The following is a 17,014-nucleotide window of genomic DNA, read 5'->3' as shown; positions in this document are numbered from 1 at the left end:
GGGTGCGACGGACGAGGGACGGGCGCGCGGCATCAGAAGGGCGGCGGACCGTAGTCGCCCCATCCCTCGGGCGGGGGCTCCGGGAGCTGGGCACGGGGCGGCGGAGTCTCGCCGCGCGAGGACGTCGCCGTCGGCGGGGGTCCGGGCGGCACCTGCGTCTGCAGGGTCGGCTCCTCGGCCACCGGCGTGGTGAGCACACGCCGGTCAGCGGGATGCCCCGGCGGACTGTTCGGGCTGGTCGCGGGGCTGCCGGCGTGGGTGCCGCGCAGGAATCCGGTCCAGGCGGCGGTGAGCAGCTCGACCATCTCGAGGCTGGCGTGGTCGAGGTCGTTGAGGACGGTGACGGCGTCGCCGTGGCGGCCGACGGTCCAGCGGGTGCGACCGGGCCTGCCTGCCTGCGCGGGGAGCCGGGTGGGGTCCAGCAGGCCGTTCGTCTTGTCGAGGTGGTGCCGCCAGCACAGGAGGTGCAGGTTCTCGACCTCGGTGGCGCCGCCCTCGCCCGGGGTGCCGCGCAGGCACTCCTCGATGTGGTCGCACTCGGAGGCCCAGGAGGTGGGGCGCGTGCAGCCGGGGACGGCGCACTGCCCGTTGCGGAGCCGGAGGTGCTAGAGCATCGCGGGGGTGGGGGTGACGCGGTCGGCCGGGAGCGGGAGGAAGGCGCCGCTGCTCGCGCTGGTGAGGACGCGGTGCCAGACGGTGCAGCTGCCGGCAAGGGAGCGCGCCATCGAGGGCGGCAGCGGGGTGACGCCGTCGAGCATGCCGGGCTGGTCGGAGGCGCCGAGCAGGGTCAGCACGGGCACGGTGACGTTGAGGCGGAACCGCTCGGCGGGGACGGCGACCCCGTCGACGTCGAGTTCGGCGGCGTCGATCAGGGCGTAGCGCAGCCGGGTCAGCGGGAGGGCCCGGCCGGTCTCGCGGACGACGCCGTCGGGGTCGTGCGGGACGGGCGTACCGTCGCGGAGCGCCGCCCGCTGCGCCGCCTGGACGGCGCGGGCGGACTCGTCGATCGACTTCCACCGAGCGAGGATCTCGGGGATCGGACCCGTGATCCTCAGGGTCCCGGTGCCGGCCTCGGCGCCGGGCAGCAGCTCGACGGTGCGCTCGAGCGCGGCGACCGGATCGGGACGGCTCTCGCGCTCGGCGAGATGCTCGACGAGGGCGCGCAGGAGCGTGAAGAAACGTTCCGGGCTGATATCCGTGGACCATGTCGAGATCACGGCATCGAGATCCCTCCTGGAGGATTCGGAGAGCTTCTGCGAGGTCTTCAGCATCTTCTGGAACCAGGCCGACGGCATGCTTCCGGATTCGAGGTTCTCGAGGGTGCGCGGGAAATGATGCACGGCCTGGTACGCGTCACGCAGTCTCCAGCTCGCGGCGCTGCGAGTGACCCGGAGGCCGAGCGCGGCGCGGAGAGTCTCGACCTCGTCGAGCTCGCAGGCATCCTCGTACTCGCCCTCGACCTCGTGCAGGGCTGCGAGGGCGCGGTACTGCGCAGCGAGCGCGAGGGCGGTGGCGCGCTCCGCGTCCCAGACGCGCTGCGCGGCCTCGCTCAGAGCGGGGTCGTCGGCGCAGCCGCCGAGTTCAGGCAGCGCATCGCGAGTGCGCGCCTGACGCGCGGTGACGCGGTGGAGACGAGCAGGCAGCGACGCGATCAGGGCATCGACGGCATGGTCGGAGGTGGCAGCCGCGGCCTCGGGACGCCCAGCATCGCGTGCGTCGTCGGCGATCTCATCGCCCGACGAATGCTCCGGCTGCGTGATGCTCATCGGCCCCTCCTCCCCGTCCGCGTCGGCGATGCGTCGATGCACCGCCCCTTTCGATCCGACCCCTTCACACTAGGGGCCGGAACCGACAGAAGGAAGGTTCGAGAAGAATATGTGGATAACTTTCTGATCGAGTGGCGCATTTCGACCGCTATGCAGCTCTCGATCCACACCTTTCCTCCACAGTCCCACTTTTTCCACAATGTCATCCACCGGTTTTCGGAGGATTCGCTTCGTCTGTCGGACCCTTGCTGCAGGAGGCATCGACTCCAGACGCCCAGGCCCCTCCCCCGTCGCTTGGCCTACACTCGGCCGCTGGACACGGGGTGCGCCCGAGGCGCTGAGATCACACCCGTGGAACCTGATCTAGTTCGTACTAGCGAAGGGATGTCCGCATGAGCTCGGATCCTTGCACCCTCTTTCCCGCTGCCCTCCCCCGCGCCGCCGCGCCCGATCGGCCCGCTACCCGCCGGCCCGCACCCGACCGCCCCGCGCCGTCGGCCCCGCGCGTGCTCTCGATCGCGGGCACCGACCCGACGGGAGGTGCCGGCACCGCGGCGGACCTCAAATCGATCACCGCCGCGGGCGGCTTCGGCATGGCGGCGGTGACCGCGGTCGTCGCGCAGAACACCCACGGAGTGAGCGACATCCACGTCCCTCCCGCGCAGTTCCTCGCCGCGCAGCTCCGCGCGGTCTCCGACGACGTCGAGCTCGAGGCGGTCAAGACCGGCATGCTCGGCACCGCAGAGATCATCGAGGCCGCCCGGACCTGGCTCTCCGCGCACCCGCCGCGGGTGCTCGTGGTCGACCCGGTGATGGTCGCGACCAGCGGCGACAGGCTGCTGGAGCCCGAGGCGGAGCAGGCGATGATCCGCTTCTGCTCCCTCGCCACCGTGGTCACCCCGAACATCGACGAGCTCGCCGTCCTCACCGGCGAGCCCCGCGCGCACGACGAGGACGAGGCCCTCGCCCAGGCCGCCCGCTGGTCGGAGGCGACCGGCGTCGCGGTCGTCGTGAAGACCGGGCACCTCGACAGCCGCGAGGTCACCAACGCCTGGATCGCGGCCGACGGGACCCGTCACAGGGTGCACTCCACGCGGGTGGACACGACGAGCACGCACGGCACCGGCTGCTCCCTCGCGGCGGCGCTCGCGACCCGGCTCGGCGCCGGTGAGGACCCGGCCACGGCCCTCGCCTGGGTCACCGACTGGCTCCACGAGGCGATTCTGCACGGCGCAGAGCTGCAGGTCGGGAGCGGGAACGGTCCCGTCGACCACGCCCACCGGGCACGGCGGCTCGCGGCGGCGGGATCGGCCGCGCCGTGGGTCGCCGGCGGCGCGGTGCCGGACCGGTGGGAGCAGCCGGCCCAGCTCGCCGCCCGAGCGACGGCCGACGGCCCGACGGGTCCTGCCGCCTCGGTCCCGCCCGTCGGCCCGTGGACCGAGGCGCTGTGGGCGGCCGGGGCGCCGCTCGCCGGCGCGATCGAGGGCTCCGGCTTCGTGGCGGCGCTCGTGGACGGGAGCCTGCCCGAGGGGCAGTTCTCCTTCTATCTCGCGCAGGACGCTCACTACCTGCAGCGCTACTCCCGCGCCCTCGCGACCCTCGCCGCGACATCGGAGGACCCTGCCGCGCGGGAGTTCTGGTCGGACTCCTCCCGGCACTGCGTGGATACTGAGCTCGAGCTCCACCGCGGCTGGCTCGCGACCCGTCCTGACGCGGCGGAGGTGGCCGTCAGCCCGGTGACCAGTTCATACACCGACTTCCTGCTCGCCCGGGCGCTCGGGGACCCGACGGCCGTCGGAGCGGCCGCGGCGCTGCCCTGCTTCTGGCTGTACGCGCAGGTCGGGGCGAGCCTGCCCGAGGTACCGGACGAGCACCCCTACGCGGGGTGGCTCCTGACCTACCGCGACCCCACCTTCGTGGAGGGGGTGCGCGGGGCGCTCGGCGTCGTCGAGCGCGAGCTCGAGGCCGCTGATCCCGCCGTGCGGGCGGAGGCGGCGCGCGCCTTCCTCCTCGCCTGCCGCCACGAGCTGGAGTTCTTCGAGCAGGCACGGCGCGTGGCCCCCGCCGCCGTCGCCCCGAGCCCGGCCCTCGCGGGGGTGACCCGATGACCGCCGCCTCGATCGCCGCGACCGGCACCCGCGCCCTGCCGCCGGAGGGTCGGGCCGCGCTGCGCGCCGGCGTGGTCGGGAACTTCATCGACAACATCCATGTGTTCCTGCCGGTCACGGCGCTGGCCCCGGCGATGCTCGTGATCGCGGGCCCGTCGGCGACCGCGTCGGCGGCGGCGCTGATCATCGTCGCGATGCTGCTGGGCCGGCCGGTCGGCGGGGTGGTGTTCGGGCGGATCGCGGACCGCATGGGACGCACTCGCACCACTCGTCTCGCGATCGCGGGCACCGCGGCGTGCGCGCTCGCGATCGCGCTCGTCCCCACCCATCAGGTGCTCGGCCCGGGCACGGTCGCGCTGATCCTGGCGCTGCGCTTCCTCGGCGGCATCTTCGTGGCCGGTGAGTACTCGGCCGCGATCCCGCTGGCGATGGAGTGGTCGACACCGCGCCGACGCGGGCTGATGAGCGGGCTGATCCTCTCGATGGCGCCGTGGGCGCAGGCCACGATCGCCTTCGCCGTCGCGGCGCTGCTGGCGGCTCTCGGGCCGGAGCAGTACGCGGTCTGGGGCTGGCGGGCGCTGTTCGTCGCGGGCGCGGCGCTGTCGATCGGGATGATGCTCTACTACGGGCGGCACGTGGTCGATGCGCCGCAGGCCCGGCGAGCACCGGCGTCGGCCGCCCCGTCGGCCCCGCGCCCGGGCCTGCGCAGCCTGCTCACCGGACGGTGGGCGTCCGCGTTCTGGGCGGCGTTCGTGCTGATGACGGGGCTGTGGCTGCTCACCGACTCGACCGTGCTGCTGCTGACGGCGCGGCTGTCCACCGACTCGCCGATCGCCCCGGAGGCGGTGCCGCTGGTGATGGGCGCGGCCTCGATCGCGCAGGCGCTCGTGATGGCGCTCGCGGGGCACCTCTCGAGCCTCGTCGGGAGGCGGCGCCTGCTGGTGGTGTGGGGCGCCGTCGCGGGGCTCGTTGGCCCGGTGCTGTGGTGGGCTGCGGTCACCGCGCCGACCCTCGCCGTCGCGTCGCTGCTGGCCGCGCTGCTGCAGGTCGCGACGGTCTCCGCCTACGGTCCGATCGCCGCCTATCTCTCCGAGCGGTTCCCCACCGCGATCCGCTCGACCGGCTACGGCTCCGCCTACAGCCTCTCCCTCGTGCTGCCGGCGCTGTACCCGTTCTACGTGCCGGCGCTCGAGCCGCTGCTCGGGCGGCACGTGACGGTGATGGGGATGGTCGCGCTCGGCGGGCTGCTCGTGGTGGTCGGGGCGCTGCTCGGCCCGCGGCTCTCCCCGCGGGAGATCGACGCGGACCTCGACGCGGTCGCCGGGCGGAGCGCGCGATGAGCCCCGCCGACGACCCCGATCTCGCCCGCGCCCTGCCCGTCGTCGCGGCGGTGCGGGAGGCGGCGCCGCTGGTCCACTGCCTCACCGCGACCGTGTCGATGCAGCTGGTGGCCGACGGGCTGCTCGCCGCCGGGGCGCGGCCGATGATGACCGAGACCGTCGTCGAGGCTCCCGTCGTCACGAGCGTGGCGGACGCGCTGCTGATCAACCTCGGCACCCTCTCGACCGACGCGATGGACGGCATCCCCGCCACCGTCGCGGTCGCGCGGGAGGACGGCCGGCCGTGGGTGCTGGACCCGACGGCGATCGGGATCGCCCCGGTCCGCACCCCGCTCGCGCGGCGGCTGATCGCGCAGCGGCCGACGGCGGTGCGCGGCAACGCCTCGGAGATCCTGGCCCTGGTGGGCGAGGCGGGAGGCGGGCGGGGCGCGGACTCGACCGCCGCCGCGGAGTCCGCCGCCGGCGCCGCGGCCGAGGTCGCCCGCCGCACCGGCGGGGCCGTCGCCGTCTCCGGCGCGGTGGACCTGGTGCTGGATGCGAGCCGCGAGGCCCGGCTCGACCGCGGCTCCGCGCTGCTGCCGCGTGTGACCGGGACGGGCTGCCTGCTGGGGGCGCTGACCGCCGCCTGCACCGCCGTCTGGGAGGATCCCTTCGAGGCCGCGCTCGCCGCGACCGCCTGGATGGCCCTGGCCGGGGAGCGCGCCGCGTCGCGCGCGACCGGGCCCGGCAGCTTCCGCATGCACCTGCTCGACGCCCTCGACGAGATCGGACGACGCCCATGACCGCCCCCTCCTCTCCGCTGGACCTGCGCTGCTATCTCGTCACCTCCGGCACCGGGCCGCGCACCGTCGAGGTCGCCGCCGAGGCCGCGGCGGCCGGGGCCGGGGTCGTGCAGGTGCGGGCCAAGGAGGCGAGCACGCGGGAGCTGCTCGAGCTCGTCCTCGCCGTCGCCGAGTCTGTCCATGCCGCGAACCCCGCCACGCGGGTGCTGGTCGACGACCGGGCCGACGTCGCCGCGGCGGCCAGGTCCCGCGGCGCGCACGTGCACGGCGTCCACCTCGGCCAGGACGACCTGCCCGTCCCCGACGCCCGCGCCCTGCTCGGCCACGACGCGGTCATCGGACTGACCACCGGCACGCTCGATCTGGTCCGCGACTCGGCCGGCGTCGCCTTCGACCTCGACTATCTCGGTGCCGGGCCGTTCCGCCGCACCCCCACGAAGGACTCCGGCCGGGAGCCGCTGGGCGTGGACGGCTATCCGGCGCTGGTGCGGGCGACGATGCTGCCGATCGTCGCGATCGGGGACGTCACCCCGGCCGACGCCCCGGCGCTGTCCCGCACGGGCGTCGCCGGGCTCGCGCTGGTGCGCGCGGTGATGGACTCCCCCGACCCCGCCGCGGCGGTGCGCGAGGTGCTCGAGGGGATGGGCGCCCGCCCCCGCCCCTGACGAGGCCGTGACAACGCCCGGGCTCCGGCGTAGCGTCGGACCATGACTGCTGATGCTCCCGCCCCCGATGCTGCGACCTCCTTCGACGTGATCGTTCTCGGCGGCGGGGCGGTCGGCGAGAACGTCGCCCAGTACGCGACCGAGGGCACCGACCTCACCGCAGCGATCGTCGAGGGCGCGCTGCTGGGCGGCGAGTGCTCCTACTACGCCTGCATGCCCTCGAAGGCGCTGCTGCGCCCCCTCGCCGTCGCCGACGCCGCCGCGCACCTGCCCGGGATCACCACCCCCGAGGTCGACGCCGAGGCGCTGCTGGCCCGGCGCGATACCTGGGTCTCCCACTACTCCGACGCCGGCCAGGTCGACTGGGCAGAAGGCGCGGGACTGCACGTGGTGCGCGGGCACGGACGACTCGTCGGCGAGCGCAAGATCGAGGTCGACGCGGCCGACGGGCGCGCCCCGCAGCGACTCCACGCCGAGCGCGCCGTCGTCCTCGCCACCGGGTCCGTGCCGGTGATCCCCGAGGCCCTGCGGGAGCTTGCGCCGTGGACCTCGCGCGATGCGACGGGCGTGGTGGAGGTGCCGGACGAGCTGGTGATCGTCGGCGGCGGCGTGGTTGCGGTCGAGGCCGCGACCTGGATGTCCGCGCTCGGCTCCCGGGTCACGATGCTGGTGCGCGGGGACGGGCTGCTGCGCGGGCTGGAGCCCTTCGCGGGCCGCCACGTGCTCAAGGCGCTGCGCGGCCTCGGCGTCGACGTGCGCCTGGGCACCTCGGTCCGCTCCGGGCAGCGCGAGGACGCCCGGGAGACCGGGCTGGGACGGCTCCACGGCGGGCGGGTGCGGCTCGAGCTCGAGTCCGACGGCCGTCGCGACACCCTCGAGGCCGACGAGGTGCTCGTCGCGACCGGGCGCCGTCCGCGCCTGGCCGACGTGGGCCTCGAGACCGTCGGCCTCTCCCCCGAGGACGTCAGCGGCGGCGGGGCGCTGCCCGAGTGGCTGCACGTGGTGGGCGATGCGAGCGGGGAGGCGCCGCTGACGCACTGGGGGAAGTACCGCGCCCGCGTGATCGGGCAGCGGATCCTCGCCGCCGCGACCGGGGAGGCGGCGGAGCCGGTGCCCGACCAGGTGCCGGTGCCGCAGGTCGTGTTCACGGATCCGCAGGTCGCGGCCGTCGGCCTCACCGAGGCGGCCGCCCGCGAGGCCGGGCACCGGGTGGTGACCGCGCAGGTGCCCTTCGGCGGGGCGGCCGGCTCGGCGCTGCTGCGCGACGACGTCACCGGCACCGCGCAGATCGTCGTCGACCTCGGGACCCGCACCCTCGTGGGTGCGACGTTCGTCGGCCCCGAGGCCTCCGAGCTGCTGCACGCCGCGACGATCGCGATCGTCGGCGCCGTGCCGGTGCACGTGCTGCGCCATGCGGTGCCGAGCTACCCGGCCGCCTCCGAGCTGTGGCTGCGGCTGCTGGAGGAGCTGCCGCGGGAGATGCGCGCCGGCTGATCCGGGCCCGGCGCCGCGGGGCTCCTCCCTTCGGAGGAGATGACAGATCGCACTGGCGCAGCGGGAGGCCCGTCGGGTGGGATGGAGGGACTCGACCATCCGCGGCCCCGCGCCGCCTGCCACGGGAGGACCATGTTCCAGCGACTGCGCCGACAGCGGCAGCTCGGGCGCGCAAAGCCCGGCGACGGCAGCGCGTTGAAGGACCTGCGCTGGTGGCAGACGCTCACCCGCACCCAGTTCGCCCTGGACCCCGACCACGGCGCAGGTCGCGAGGCGTCGTACATCGTGGACGTGCGCTATCTGGCCACCGAGCTCGAGGGCGGGAGGATCGCCGAGGGCGCGCGGCACGCGCCGATCTCCTTCTACCGCGACGGCCGACAGCTCCACATCGCGAACTCGCCGGTCGCCTTCGAGGTGCCAGGCGGGACGGTCGAGGTCGCGATCGGCAGCTACGGCCTCTCCCGGATGCACCTCGTCCCCTCCGACGACGGCCCGGCCACGACCCTGCGCCCGCACCCTCGCTCCCTCGAGGGCCTGCGCGCCCGCTTCGGCCGACGCCACCCCGGGGCGAGCCGGCTGCTCGGCGCGCTCGCGATCGTGGTGCTGCTGATCGGGGTGGTGCTGATGCTGCCGCAGGCCGCGGAGCTGATCACGAGCATCCCGCCGGTGGCCGAGCGGGTCGGGACCTTCACCTCGCCGATCCAGCTGCCCGCCTGGCTGAACATCTCGGTCACGGTCGCCGGCGTCCTCGCGGCCCTCGAGCGCGCCCTCACCCTGCGCAACCACTGGCTGATCGACGCCGAGACCACCTGGACCTCGTTCGTGTAAGGGTCGGCGACGCGCCGGACCGCCCGGGCAGGGAGTTCGTGGTCATCGCCCGGGCGGTCTGAGCAGGGCTGCGGGGATCAGGCCTCGGTGCCGGTGTAGAAGCCGTAGGTCGCGTCGGCCCGCTGCTGCGCGACGGCGGGATCCTCGCCGGAGGCGGCGTGCGCGACGGCCCAGCCGTCGGCGGCGCCGCGGTAGAAGGAGCGGCCCTCGTCGGTGCCTGCCCAGGCCTCCGCCTCGGCCGGGGAGAGCGAGCCCTCCACGCCGCCGAGGTGCAGGGACAGGCCCAGCAGGCCGCCGTCCCAGCCCACCCCGGTCGCGCCCGGGCCGAAGGTCTCCCACATCTCGGCGGGGACGTCGGCGACGCGGCTGGCGTGCTCGAGCTCGAAGCTGGTGCGATCGGCGTCGACCTCGGCCAGGCGCACGGTCAGCCACGACACGGACCCCATGGCCTCCCAGGTCGCGGAGAACTCGGCGGCGCCGGCCGACGGCGGCTCGCAGGCGGTGATCTCGCCGCCCGCGTTGCCCTCGAACTGGTAGCGGCCGCCGAGGCGGAGGTCGCCGCTGACCGGCAGGAACCAGCGCTCGATGCGCTCGGCCGAGGTGACGGCCTCCCACACGTCGGCGAGGGCGGCGGGGTAGGTCTGCTCGAGGGACTGGACGTGCATCTCCTCGCCGTCGCGCTCCTCGGTGCGATAGGCGCGGGTGACGGACTGCAGCTGGGCGGGGACGTCGACCATGTCAGGTCTCCTTCTCGGTGGTGGGGGTCGTCGCGGCGGGCGGAGTGCCCGTCGCAGGGTCTGTGTGCGGCGCGTTCACCGCGGGGTCGGTGGGGCCGGCGGCGGGGCCGGAGCTCTCTGCACGCTCGGCGGCGAGGCGACGGGTGCGCTTTCCGCGAGCGAGCTCGGTGCCGAGCGCGTCGAGCTTCGGCAGCCAGAACCGCTCGAAGGGCGTCAGCCACTCCCTCGCCTCGCGCGGGCCGCGGGGGTCGAGGGCGTAGAGGCGCCGACGGCCCTCCGGGCGGACGGTGGCGAAGCCGTGCTCGCGCAGGACGCGCAGGTGCTGGGAGACGGCCGGCTGGCTTATCCCGAACTCCTGCTGCACGATCTCGCCGATCTCGCCCGCGCCGAGCTCCCCGTCGTCGGCGAGGAGCTCGAGGATCCGTCGCCGCACCGGGTCGCCGAGGACGTCGAGCGCGTGCATGCGCCCATGCTCCACCCGCACAGTCATATAAGTCAACTCTTATACAACGAGGGAGTCGGCGGCGCCCCGACCCGGCCAGTTGATCGACCTCAGGTACCAGGAAAGTGGTACGGGACGTCGAAGAACTCGGCGGCGCCGGTCACCGCCGCGCCGCGAGCACGAGGCCGCGGTAGGCGAGGCCGAGGGCGACGAGCACCAGGCCCGCCACGATCGTGCGACCGGGCAGCGCGGCGACGAGCAGCACGCAGCCGGCGAGGCCGAGCCACTGCATCGCCTTCGGGAACAGCCGCCACTGCCCGGTCTGGGTGAGCGCGGCGAGGTTCGCGACCGCGTAGTAGAGCAGCACGCCGAAGGACGAGGCGGCGATCGCGACCAGCACGTCGGAGGCGAGCAGCACGAGCAGCACCACCGCGATCCCAGCCGCGGCCTCCGCCCGCTGCGGGACCGAGAAGCGGGGGCTGACGTGTGCGAGCACGGGCGGCAGGTCCCGCTCCCTCGACATGGCGAGCACGGTGCGGGAGATGCCCGCGACCAGGGCGAGCAGCGCACCGGAGGCCGCCGCGACCGCGCCGACGGTCACCACCACGGCCCATACCCCGCCCGCGCCGACCGCGTCCAGCGCCGCACGGAAGGGCGCCGGGCCCCAGCCCTGCTCCCCCGGTGCCGGACCCACCAGCACGAGGACCACCGACAGCACCAGGTAGAGCGCACCGACCGCGGCGAGCGCGAGCAGGATCGCGCGGGGGATGGTGCGTCGCGGCTCGACGACCTCCTCGCCGAGGGTCGCCACCCGGGCGTAGCCGGCGAAGGCGAAGAACATCAGCGCTGCGGCCTGCGCGAGGGCGAGGACGATGCCGAGCGCACCGCCCTCCCCCGCGCCGGCGACGGCCGCGAACCCACCGTCCCACAGCCCGGCGGCCTGCCCCGCGAGGGGGCCGGGCACCTCCCACGTCCCGGCACCGGCCCCGCCACCGGCCCCGTCGCCCGCGCCTCCCGTCGGCCCGCCCGCCACGATCCCGGCGAGCAGCCGCACCCCGGTCAGCACGAGCGCGGCGAGCGCGACCGCGACCAGCACCCGGGCGAGCGCCGCGGTGCGGGTGATGCCGACCAGGTTCACAGCCGTCAGCACCACCACCAGGAGCGCCGCGACGGTCCGCTGGAACGGCTCGGGCACGAGATACGCCGCGACGACCAGCGCCATCGCCGCGCAGGAGGCGGTCTTCCCGATGACGAAGCACCAGCCGGCGAGGAACCCCCACCACGGCCCGAGGCGCTCCCGGCCGTAGTGGTAGGTGCCGCCCGCGGCGGGGTGCTGGGCGGCGAGCTGCGCGGTCGAGGTCGCATTGCACAGCGCGACGACGGCGGCGACCAGCACCGCCGCCGGGGCGAGTGATCCGGCGAGGTCCTGGGCGGCGCCGAGGGAGACGAAGGCGCCGGCCCCGATCATCGAGGCGAGGCCGATCACCACCGCGTCGCGCAGGCCGAGGCGGCGGGAGAGGACGGCAGGAGAGGTGCCCGGACTCACAGCCGATCGAAGCGGTACAGCCAGGCGGCGGTCTCGGCGCGGTCGACGCGGGCGTTCGGGCGGAGGTCGTCCCCGTCCACGATGCCCTCGTCGAGGCCCTCGGCCTGCAGCCACGCGATCGCGTCGGCCTGCGCGTCACCGCTGGGCGAGCCCACCTCGGGCGAGCCGGCCGCGGCGAACAGCGCCTCGGCGACCATGCCCCGGCTCAGCGCCGCGCTCGGGCGGAACGCACCGCCCTTGTTCGCGGTGAGCACGCCCTCGGACCCGGCCCACAGGATCGCCTCGTAGTGCGGGTGATCGGCCTTCACGTCCTTGAACGGCGAGCTCGCGGGGACCTCCACCTCGGGACGGCCCGCCATCTCGTACAGGGCCGCGGCGAGGGTGACGCGGTCCGCGGCGCGGGTGGGACGGAAGGTGCCGTCCTCCCCGCCGGGGACGATGCCGTGGGCGGCCGCCCACATGATCTCGTCGTAGTGCTCGTGGGTGGAGCGCACGTCGGTGAAGTCCGGGATCGTCGGCGCCTCCTCGTACCCGGCGTCCAGGCCCACGATCATCGGGTCGTGGTCGGAGGAGGCGAAGGGGCCCTCCTCGTAGAGGTTCACCGCGTTGTTGTTGTACCGGCCGTACTGGGCCATCACCGACTCGGGGCCGTTGATCTGCCAATCGGTCGCGCCGGTGACGCGCTCGGCGGCCGACGGGGAGGCGATGACGTGGTCGAGCGAGCCGACCATGCCGCCGAAGCTGTAGGACCAGCCCTCCGGGTCATGGGTCTCGCCGAGGTTGACGAAGCCCTGCTCGTAGAACATCTGCAGCGGCTCCTCCTGGGTGTAGGCGTTGAAGTCGCCGCCGTGCAGGACGTCCGCGACGCCGAGCTCCGCCGCGGTCTGCTCGCCCCAGGTCAGCAGCGCCTCGGCCTGCTGGAGGCGGGAGGTGCGGGCGTTGCCCTGGACCGGGTCGGCCGGGAGGCCCGAGTCCTCGGCGTCGGCCGAGCCCTTGGACTTGAAGTGGTTGATGGTGAAGAAGAACGGCTCGCCCTCGACCTGCTGGGCACCCTCGCCGTCGATCGGCACGAACACCTGGCCGAGCGGCTCGCGGGCGTTGTCGAAGGCGGGGTCGTCGGCGAGGATCTGCATCTGCCCCTCGGGGCGCACCTCGGCGGGCTTGAAGATGATCGCGTTGGTGATCACGTCCTGGCCGCCGTCCAGACCCTGCGCGGCATAGGCCTCGCCTGTGGGGACGTAGGCCCAGGTGCCCTCGCCGTCCTTCTCGTTCAGCGCGGCGACCAGGGTGGCGGTGGCCTCGTCGGCCTCCTCCCCCAGGCGGGCCGAGTTCTCGATCTCGGTCAGCCCCACCACGTCGGCGCCGGTGCCGGAGATCGCGTCGACGATCTTGGACTGCTGGCGCTCGAGGTCGTCGGCGCCCCACGCACCGCGCAGGTCGCAGCCGCCGCGCACGGTGGTGCCGTTCCCGTCGATGTCGGTGTAGGGCTCGCAGCCGGGGGTGTCCTCGCCGAGGGTGGTGAAGTAGTTCAGCACGTTGAAGGTGCTGACCTGCAGGTCACCGCCGACGGGGTCGGGCGCGTCCTGGCGGGTGTTCTCGAAGTCGACGCCGTCGGTCGAGGCCGACTCCCACGGGGTGGTGGTGTTCAGGCGCCACTGGTCGAAGGAGTAGGCGACCACGACGGGCTCGGTGAAGGTGGGGGTGGCCCCGACCCGGACGGGCTCCTCGGTGGTCAGCCAGCTCATCGGCTGGGTGGGGTTGTTCTGGAAGTTCGTGGTGCGGCCGTCGTCCAGCAGCACCTTCAGCGCGTCGCGGCTCTCGTAGTAGGCGGTGGCCTCCGCGCCGGGGCGCATGATGTCACCGGCCTGCTGCAGCGGCTGGTCGCCGATCGCGAGGGCCACCTCGCCGAAGCGGTTGGTGCTGTACACGTCGGTGACGGTGAACTCCTCCGCGCCGGGCAGGTAGAGCATGTGCTCGATGCTCTCGCGCTGCGCCTCCTCGGTGGGGAAGCCGCCCGCGAGGGTCGCCGGCTCCACGGGCTCGAGCGCCTGATCGAGCTGCTCGAGGCCCTCGGCGCCGACGGAGATCTGGGTCGAGTCGTAGTACTCGGAGACCTCGCCGGTCACGCGCACCGAGTCGCCGAACGCGACCTGGGAGGCGGTCTCCGGGGAGTGCACGAACACGGCGGTGGAGCCGGTGTGCGTGGAGAAGTCCAGCGCACCGCCGGTGCCGCCGGTCTGGATGACGTAGCCGTTCAGGCCGCCGGTCGCGTAGACCGCGGTGACCACGCCCTCGGTGACCACGTTCTTCCCGACCATCGGGCTCTGCGCGCCGGTGCCCTGGATCTCGGCGATGCTCGCCTCGACCGTCTCGCCGGGCTCGCCCGGCTCCTCGGGATCGGTACCGTCGCCGCCGGAGTTGGTGGGCGTCGGCTCACCGGCGACGAAGTCGGTGGAGTTCTCGCCGGTCGCGGCGACGCGCGCGACGGAGGTCGCGTTCGTGGTGCGCGGGGCGGGGGCGGTGCCGGAGAAGGTGGTCGCGCCGCCCCAGCCGACGAGGTCGACGACGGCGGGGTCGTCGGCGCAGGCGCTGCCCGTGCAGACCAGGCGGCCCTCGGCGTCGGAGAGGGCGAAGACGCCCTGGGTGCCGGAGACGGCGGTGGTGCCGGTGAGGTCCGGCTCGGGCAGCGCCTCGGTGCCGCCGGCGCCCTTCGCGAGCTGGATCAGGAAGGTGCCGCCGGCGGGGACGGTGCCCTCGAGGGCGAGGACGCCCGGGGCGGTGAAGGTGCCGGTCGCGGAGGCGTACTGGAGGGACCAGCCAGCCAGGTCGATCGGCTCCTCGGAGGTGTTCACGAGCTCGACGAAGTCGTGGGTGAAGGTCGAGCCGGAGTTGCCGCCGCCGCCGTAGACCTCGTTGATCTGCAGGTCGCCGGGGACGACGACGCCGTCGGCCGCGCCGCCGCAGTCCTCGCTCACGGGCAGCTCGGTCTCGATCGAGGTGCCGGCCGCGGGGTCGGTCGCGATGGTGAGCGGGACGGGCGACTCCTCCGTGGCGCACAGGTCCGCGGGGAGGGCGACGTCGGCGACGAGCTCGCCGGACTCCTCGTCCTTCGCGTAGGGCGCCTCGAAGGTGCCGTGCTCGCCCGCGTCGACAGTCACGGAGGTGATCTCGGGGGCGCCGAGGCTCTGGGACTCGAGGCCCGAGAGCCGCAGCACCGGGGCCTCGCCGTCCGCGCCGCCGACGAGCTGGAGGTCGGCCTGACGCTGCGAGTAGTCGGGGGCGAGGTCGGGGTGGGCCTCGAGATAGGAGATGAACGCGTCGCGATCCAGCACACCGGTGTCTCGCACGTCCTGCGCCTCGGAGAGCGCCCACATGTTGTCGCCGCCCTCGAAGAGGAAGCTCGCGGTGACGATCGTGTAGGTCCCCTCGGGGTCGATCGGCTCGCCGTTCACGAGGATCTCGACGATGCGGTCGTCCCTCTCGCGGCTGCTGTCGAAGACGTACTCGACGTTCTCGGAGACGCTGAAGGCGAGGAAGGACTCGTCGCCCTCGTCCACGCCGCCGCCGTCGGCCTTGCGCTGCCACTGCTCCTCGAGCATCTGCTCGAACTGGGCGCCGGTGACCTCGCCGGAGTTGAGGGTGTTGCCGAAGGGCACCATGCCGTTGGCCTCGGCGTAGGTGACCACGCCGTCGCCCTCTCCCGTGGGCGAGGAGGCGTCCCACAGCTCGGCGCGGATCCCGCCGGGGTTCATGAAGCCGATGACCTCCCTCTCGCCCGCGAGCCCGGCGTCCTCGAGGTACCACTTCATGGAGTCGGCGAGCATGTTGCCGGCCGCGGAGTGGCGGAGGCGGTTGTCGCCCTTGGTGGTGGCCTGGTTCGTGACCGGGGCGCTCGGGGTGCGCGTGCCGTCCGCGTACTCGGCCTTGGAGTCGTCCCAGGAGGTGGTGATGTCACCGGAGATCGAGCCGACGGGCTCGGCGCCGACGACCGCGGCCTCGTCGATCGCGGTCTGCGCGATCGTGGTGACCTCCTCGGTGACCGGGGTGGAGGTCGCGCACTCGGCGTCGGTGGGGCGCAGGGCAGGGGCCGCGGCAGCGTCCCAGTCCCCCTCGGCGTCGCGCTCGAGGGTGACGGCGCCGAGGTTCGCGGCGCTGGAGCCGGTCTGGAGGATCGGGCGGGTCTCGCCCTCCTCGCCGGGAACCGCGGCCTGGTAGGCGTAGGTGCGGTGGGAGTCGCCGTTGAAGATCGCGTCGACCTCGGCGTCGGTCTCGGAGACGATCTTGTCGAAGATGGGGTCGGAGTTCTCCGGGGCGGAGCCGACCTCCCCGCTGCCGGAGGCGCCCTCGTGGTAGAGCGCGACCGCGGCGTCGTACTCGACCCCGTCGGCCTCGAGCTCGCCGATCACGTCGTTGACCGCGTCGACGGGGTCGCCGAAGGTGAGGCCCTCGATCGCGGCGGGGCTGACCTTGCCGACGGTCTTCGTGGTGACGGCCCCGATCACGGCGACCTTCACCCCGTCGCGCTCGACGATCGTGTATGCGTCGTGCACCCGCTCGCCGTCGGCGTCGTAGACGTTCGCGGCGAGGTCGGGGAACTCGGTGCGCGGCTCGATGCGGCCCGTGAGGTCGTCCTGCCCCTGGTCGTACTCGTGGTTGCCGATCGCGGTGGCGTCGACGCCGAGGGCGTTCAGCACGTCGATCGTCGGCTCGTCGTCCTGCACCGCGGACTCGAAGGCGGAGCCGCCCACGCTGTCACCGGCGGAGAAGAGGAACGAGGTCCCGCTCTCGGAGCGCACCGTCTCGACCTGGCAGGCCAGGGCCGAGGCGCCGCCGAGGGCGCCGTGGAAGTCGTTGAAGCCCATGAGGGTGATCTGCTGACCGGGCTCGGCGGCGGCCGCGCCCAGGGGCACGAGGGCGCCTGAGACGGCGAGGGCGGCGGCGCCGAGGCCGACGGTCGCACCGCGGACGACTCCTCTGACGGGATGGGGATGCATGGGGAGGCTCCTGGAGGGGTGGGGCCGCGGGATGGGGCACGACCTGGCGGGGAGAGCAGCGGAGAAGGGCGCACGGGGTGATGTGCGCCATCTCATCTCACCTCATCCGGGCACCGTCCGCCACCGGTTCGGCGATCCGGTCGGGAGTCGTTATCGAGAGTTCACCGGGCGGCAGTGCCCCGCCCTCTGTCCGGGAGACCCCGGTCACTGCGTACGGCGCGGAGGATGTGAATCGTGACGACCCGTCCCGTCGCCCGCTGTGCCGATGGGCGGCGAAGTGGGTAGCATCGATGGGGACTCTGGACGGACCGG

Annotated in this window: 12 protein-coding genes and 1 riboswitch; of the genes, 6 read left to right on the top strand and 6 right to left on the bottom strand. The window is 74.1% G+C overall.

Translation table 11 applies throughout. From position 1 onward, the window contains the following. Positions 1 to 32: 32 nt before the first annotated feature. Positions 33 to 305: a hypothetical protein gene (locus A4A78_RS18085; protein ID WP_062947300.1), complete on the bottom strand. Its 273-nt coding sequence runs from the start codon at positions 303 to 305 to the stop codon at positions 33 to 35. Positions 306 to 605: 300 nt separating this feature from the next. Further along, positions 606 to 1,766: a hypothetical protein gene (locus tag A4A78_RS05215; RefSeq protein WP_062947298.1), complete on the bottom strand. Its 1,161-nt coding sequence runs from the start codon at positions 1,764 to 1,766 to the stop codon at positions 606 to 608. A gap of 309 nt (positions 1,767 to 2,075) precedes the next feature. Continuing rightward, positions 2,076 to 2,168: riboswitch (TPP riboswitch) on the top strand. Here A4A78_RS05215 and A4A78_RS05210 point away from each other — a divergent pair. From A4A78_RS05210 to A4A78_RS05185, 6 genes are all read left to right on the top strand, one after another. Further along, complete coding sequence (locus tag A4A78_RS05210; RefSeq protein ID WP_231880848.1) at positions 2,159 to 3,874, top strand: bifunctional hydroxymethylpyrimidine kinase/phosphomethylpyrimidine kinase; 1,716 nt, start codon at positions 2,159 to 2,161, stop codon at positions 3,872 to 3,874. Its footprint overlaps the riboswitch before it by 10 nt. Beyond that, positions 3,871 to 5,214: an MFS transporter gene (locus A4A78_RS05205; protein ID WP_082835194.1), complete on the top strand. Its 1,344-nt coding sequence runs from the start codon at positions 3,871 to 3,873 to the stop codon at positions 5,212 to 5,214. The genes A4A78_RS05210 and A4A78_RS05205 overlap by 4 nt, the downstream gene beginning before the upstream one ends. After that, positions 5,211 to 5,996 carry a hydroxyethylthiazole kinase gene (gene thiM / locus A4A78_RS05200; RefSeq protein WP_062947296.1) on the top strand — a complete coding sequence of 262 codons (786 nt, stop codon included), beginning with the start codon at positions 5,211 to 5,213 and terminating at the stop codon, positions 5,994 to 5,996. Before A4A78_RS05205 ends, thiM begins: the two co-directional genes overlap by 4 nt. After that, a complete protein-coding gene (locus tag A4A78_RS05195; protein ID WP_062947295.1) occupies positions 5,993 to 6,661 on the top strand; it encodes a thiamine phosphate synthase in 669 nt (222 codons plus the stop codon). The genes thiM and A4A78_RS05195 overlap by 4 nt, the downstream gene beginning before the upstream one ends. 42 nt (positions 6,662 to 6,703) lie before the next feature. Next, positions 6,704 to 8,155 carry an NAD(P)/FAD-dependent oxidoreductase gene (locus A4A78_RS05190; RefSeq protein ID WP_062947294.1) on the top strand — a complete coding sequence of 484 codons (1,452 nt, stop codon included), beginning with the start codon at positions 6,704 to 6,706 and terminating at the stop codon, positions 8,153 to 8,155. A 132-nt stretch (positions 8,156 to 8,287) separates the two neighbouring features. Then, positions 8,288 to 8,983 carry a hypothetical protein gene (locus tag A4A78_RS05185; RefSeq protein WP_062947293.1) on the top strand — a complete coding sequence of 232 codons (696 nt, stop codon included), beginning with the start codon at positions 8,288 to 8,290 and terminating at the stop codon, positions 8,981 to 8,983. Positions 8,984 to 9,060: 77 nt separating this feature from the next. On the opposite strand, the gene A4A78_RS05180 is transcribed toward A4A78_RS05185, so the two are convergent. The 4 genes from A4A78_RS05180 to A4A78_RS05165 all read right to left on the bottom strand — a co-directional run bounded on the left by A4A78_RS05180 (position 9,061) and on the right by A4A78_RS05165 (position 16,702). After that, a complete protein-coding gene (locus A4A78_RS05180; protein ID WP_062947292.1) occupies positions 9,061 to 9,720 on the bottom strand; it encodes an SRPBCC domain-containing protein in 660 nt (219 codons plus the stop codon). A gap of 1 nt (position 9,721) precedes the next feature. Beyond that, positions 9,722 to 10,183, bottom strand: coding sequence for a helix-turn-helix transcriptional regulator (locus A4A78_RS05175; protein WP_062947291.1), 462 nt, complete (start codon positions 10,181 to 10,183; stop codon positions 9,722 to 9,724). A gap of 139 nt (positions 10,184 to 10,322) precedes the next feature. Then, entirely contained in the window at positions 10,323 to 11,708 is a 1,386-nt protein-coding gene (locus tag A4A78_RS05170) for an APC family permease (protein WP_062947290.1), read from the bottom strand. Then, entirely contained in the window at positions 11,705 to 16,702 is a 4,998-nt protein-coding gene (locus A4A78_RS05165) for an ExeM/NucH family extracellular endonuclease (RefSeq protein ID WP_062947289.1), read from the bottom strand. The genes A4A78_RS05170 and A4A78_RS05165 overlap by 4 nt, the downstream gene beginning before the upstream one ends. Positions 16,703 to 17,014: the final 312 nt, after the last annotated feature.

The sequence above is a fragment of the Brachybacterium sp. sponge genome (assembly GCF_001613775.1).
Classification (GTDB): Bacteria; Actinomycetota; Actinomycetes; order Actinomycetales; family Dermabacteraceae; genus Brachybacterium; species Brachybacterium conglomeratum.
The sequence above is the reverse complement of the archived record's forward strand: the minus strand, read 5'-3'. Positions and strand labels throughout refer to the sequence as shown.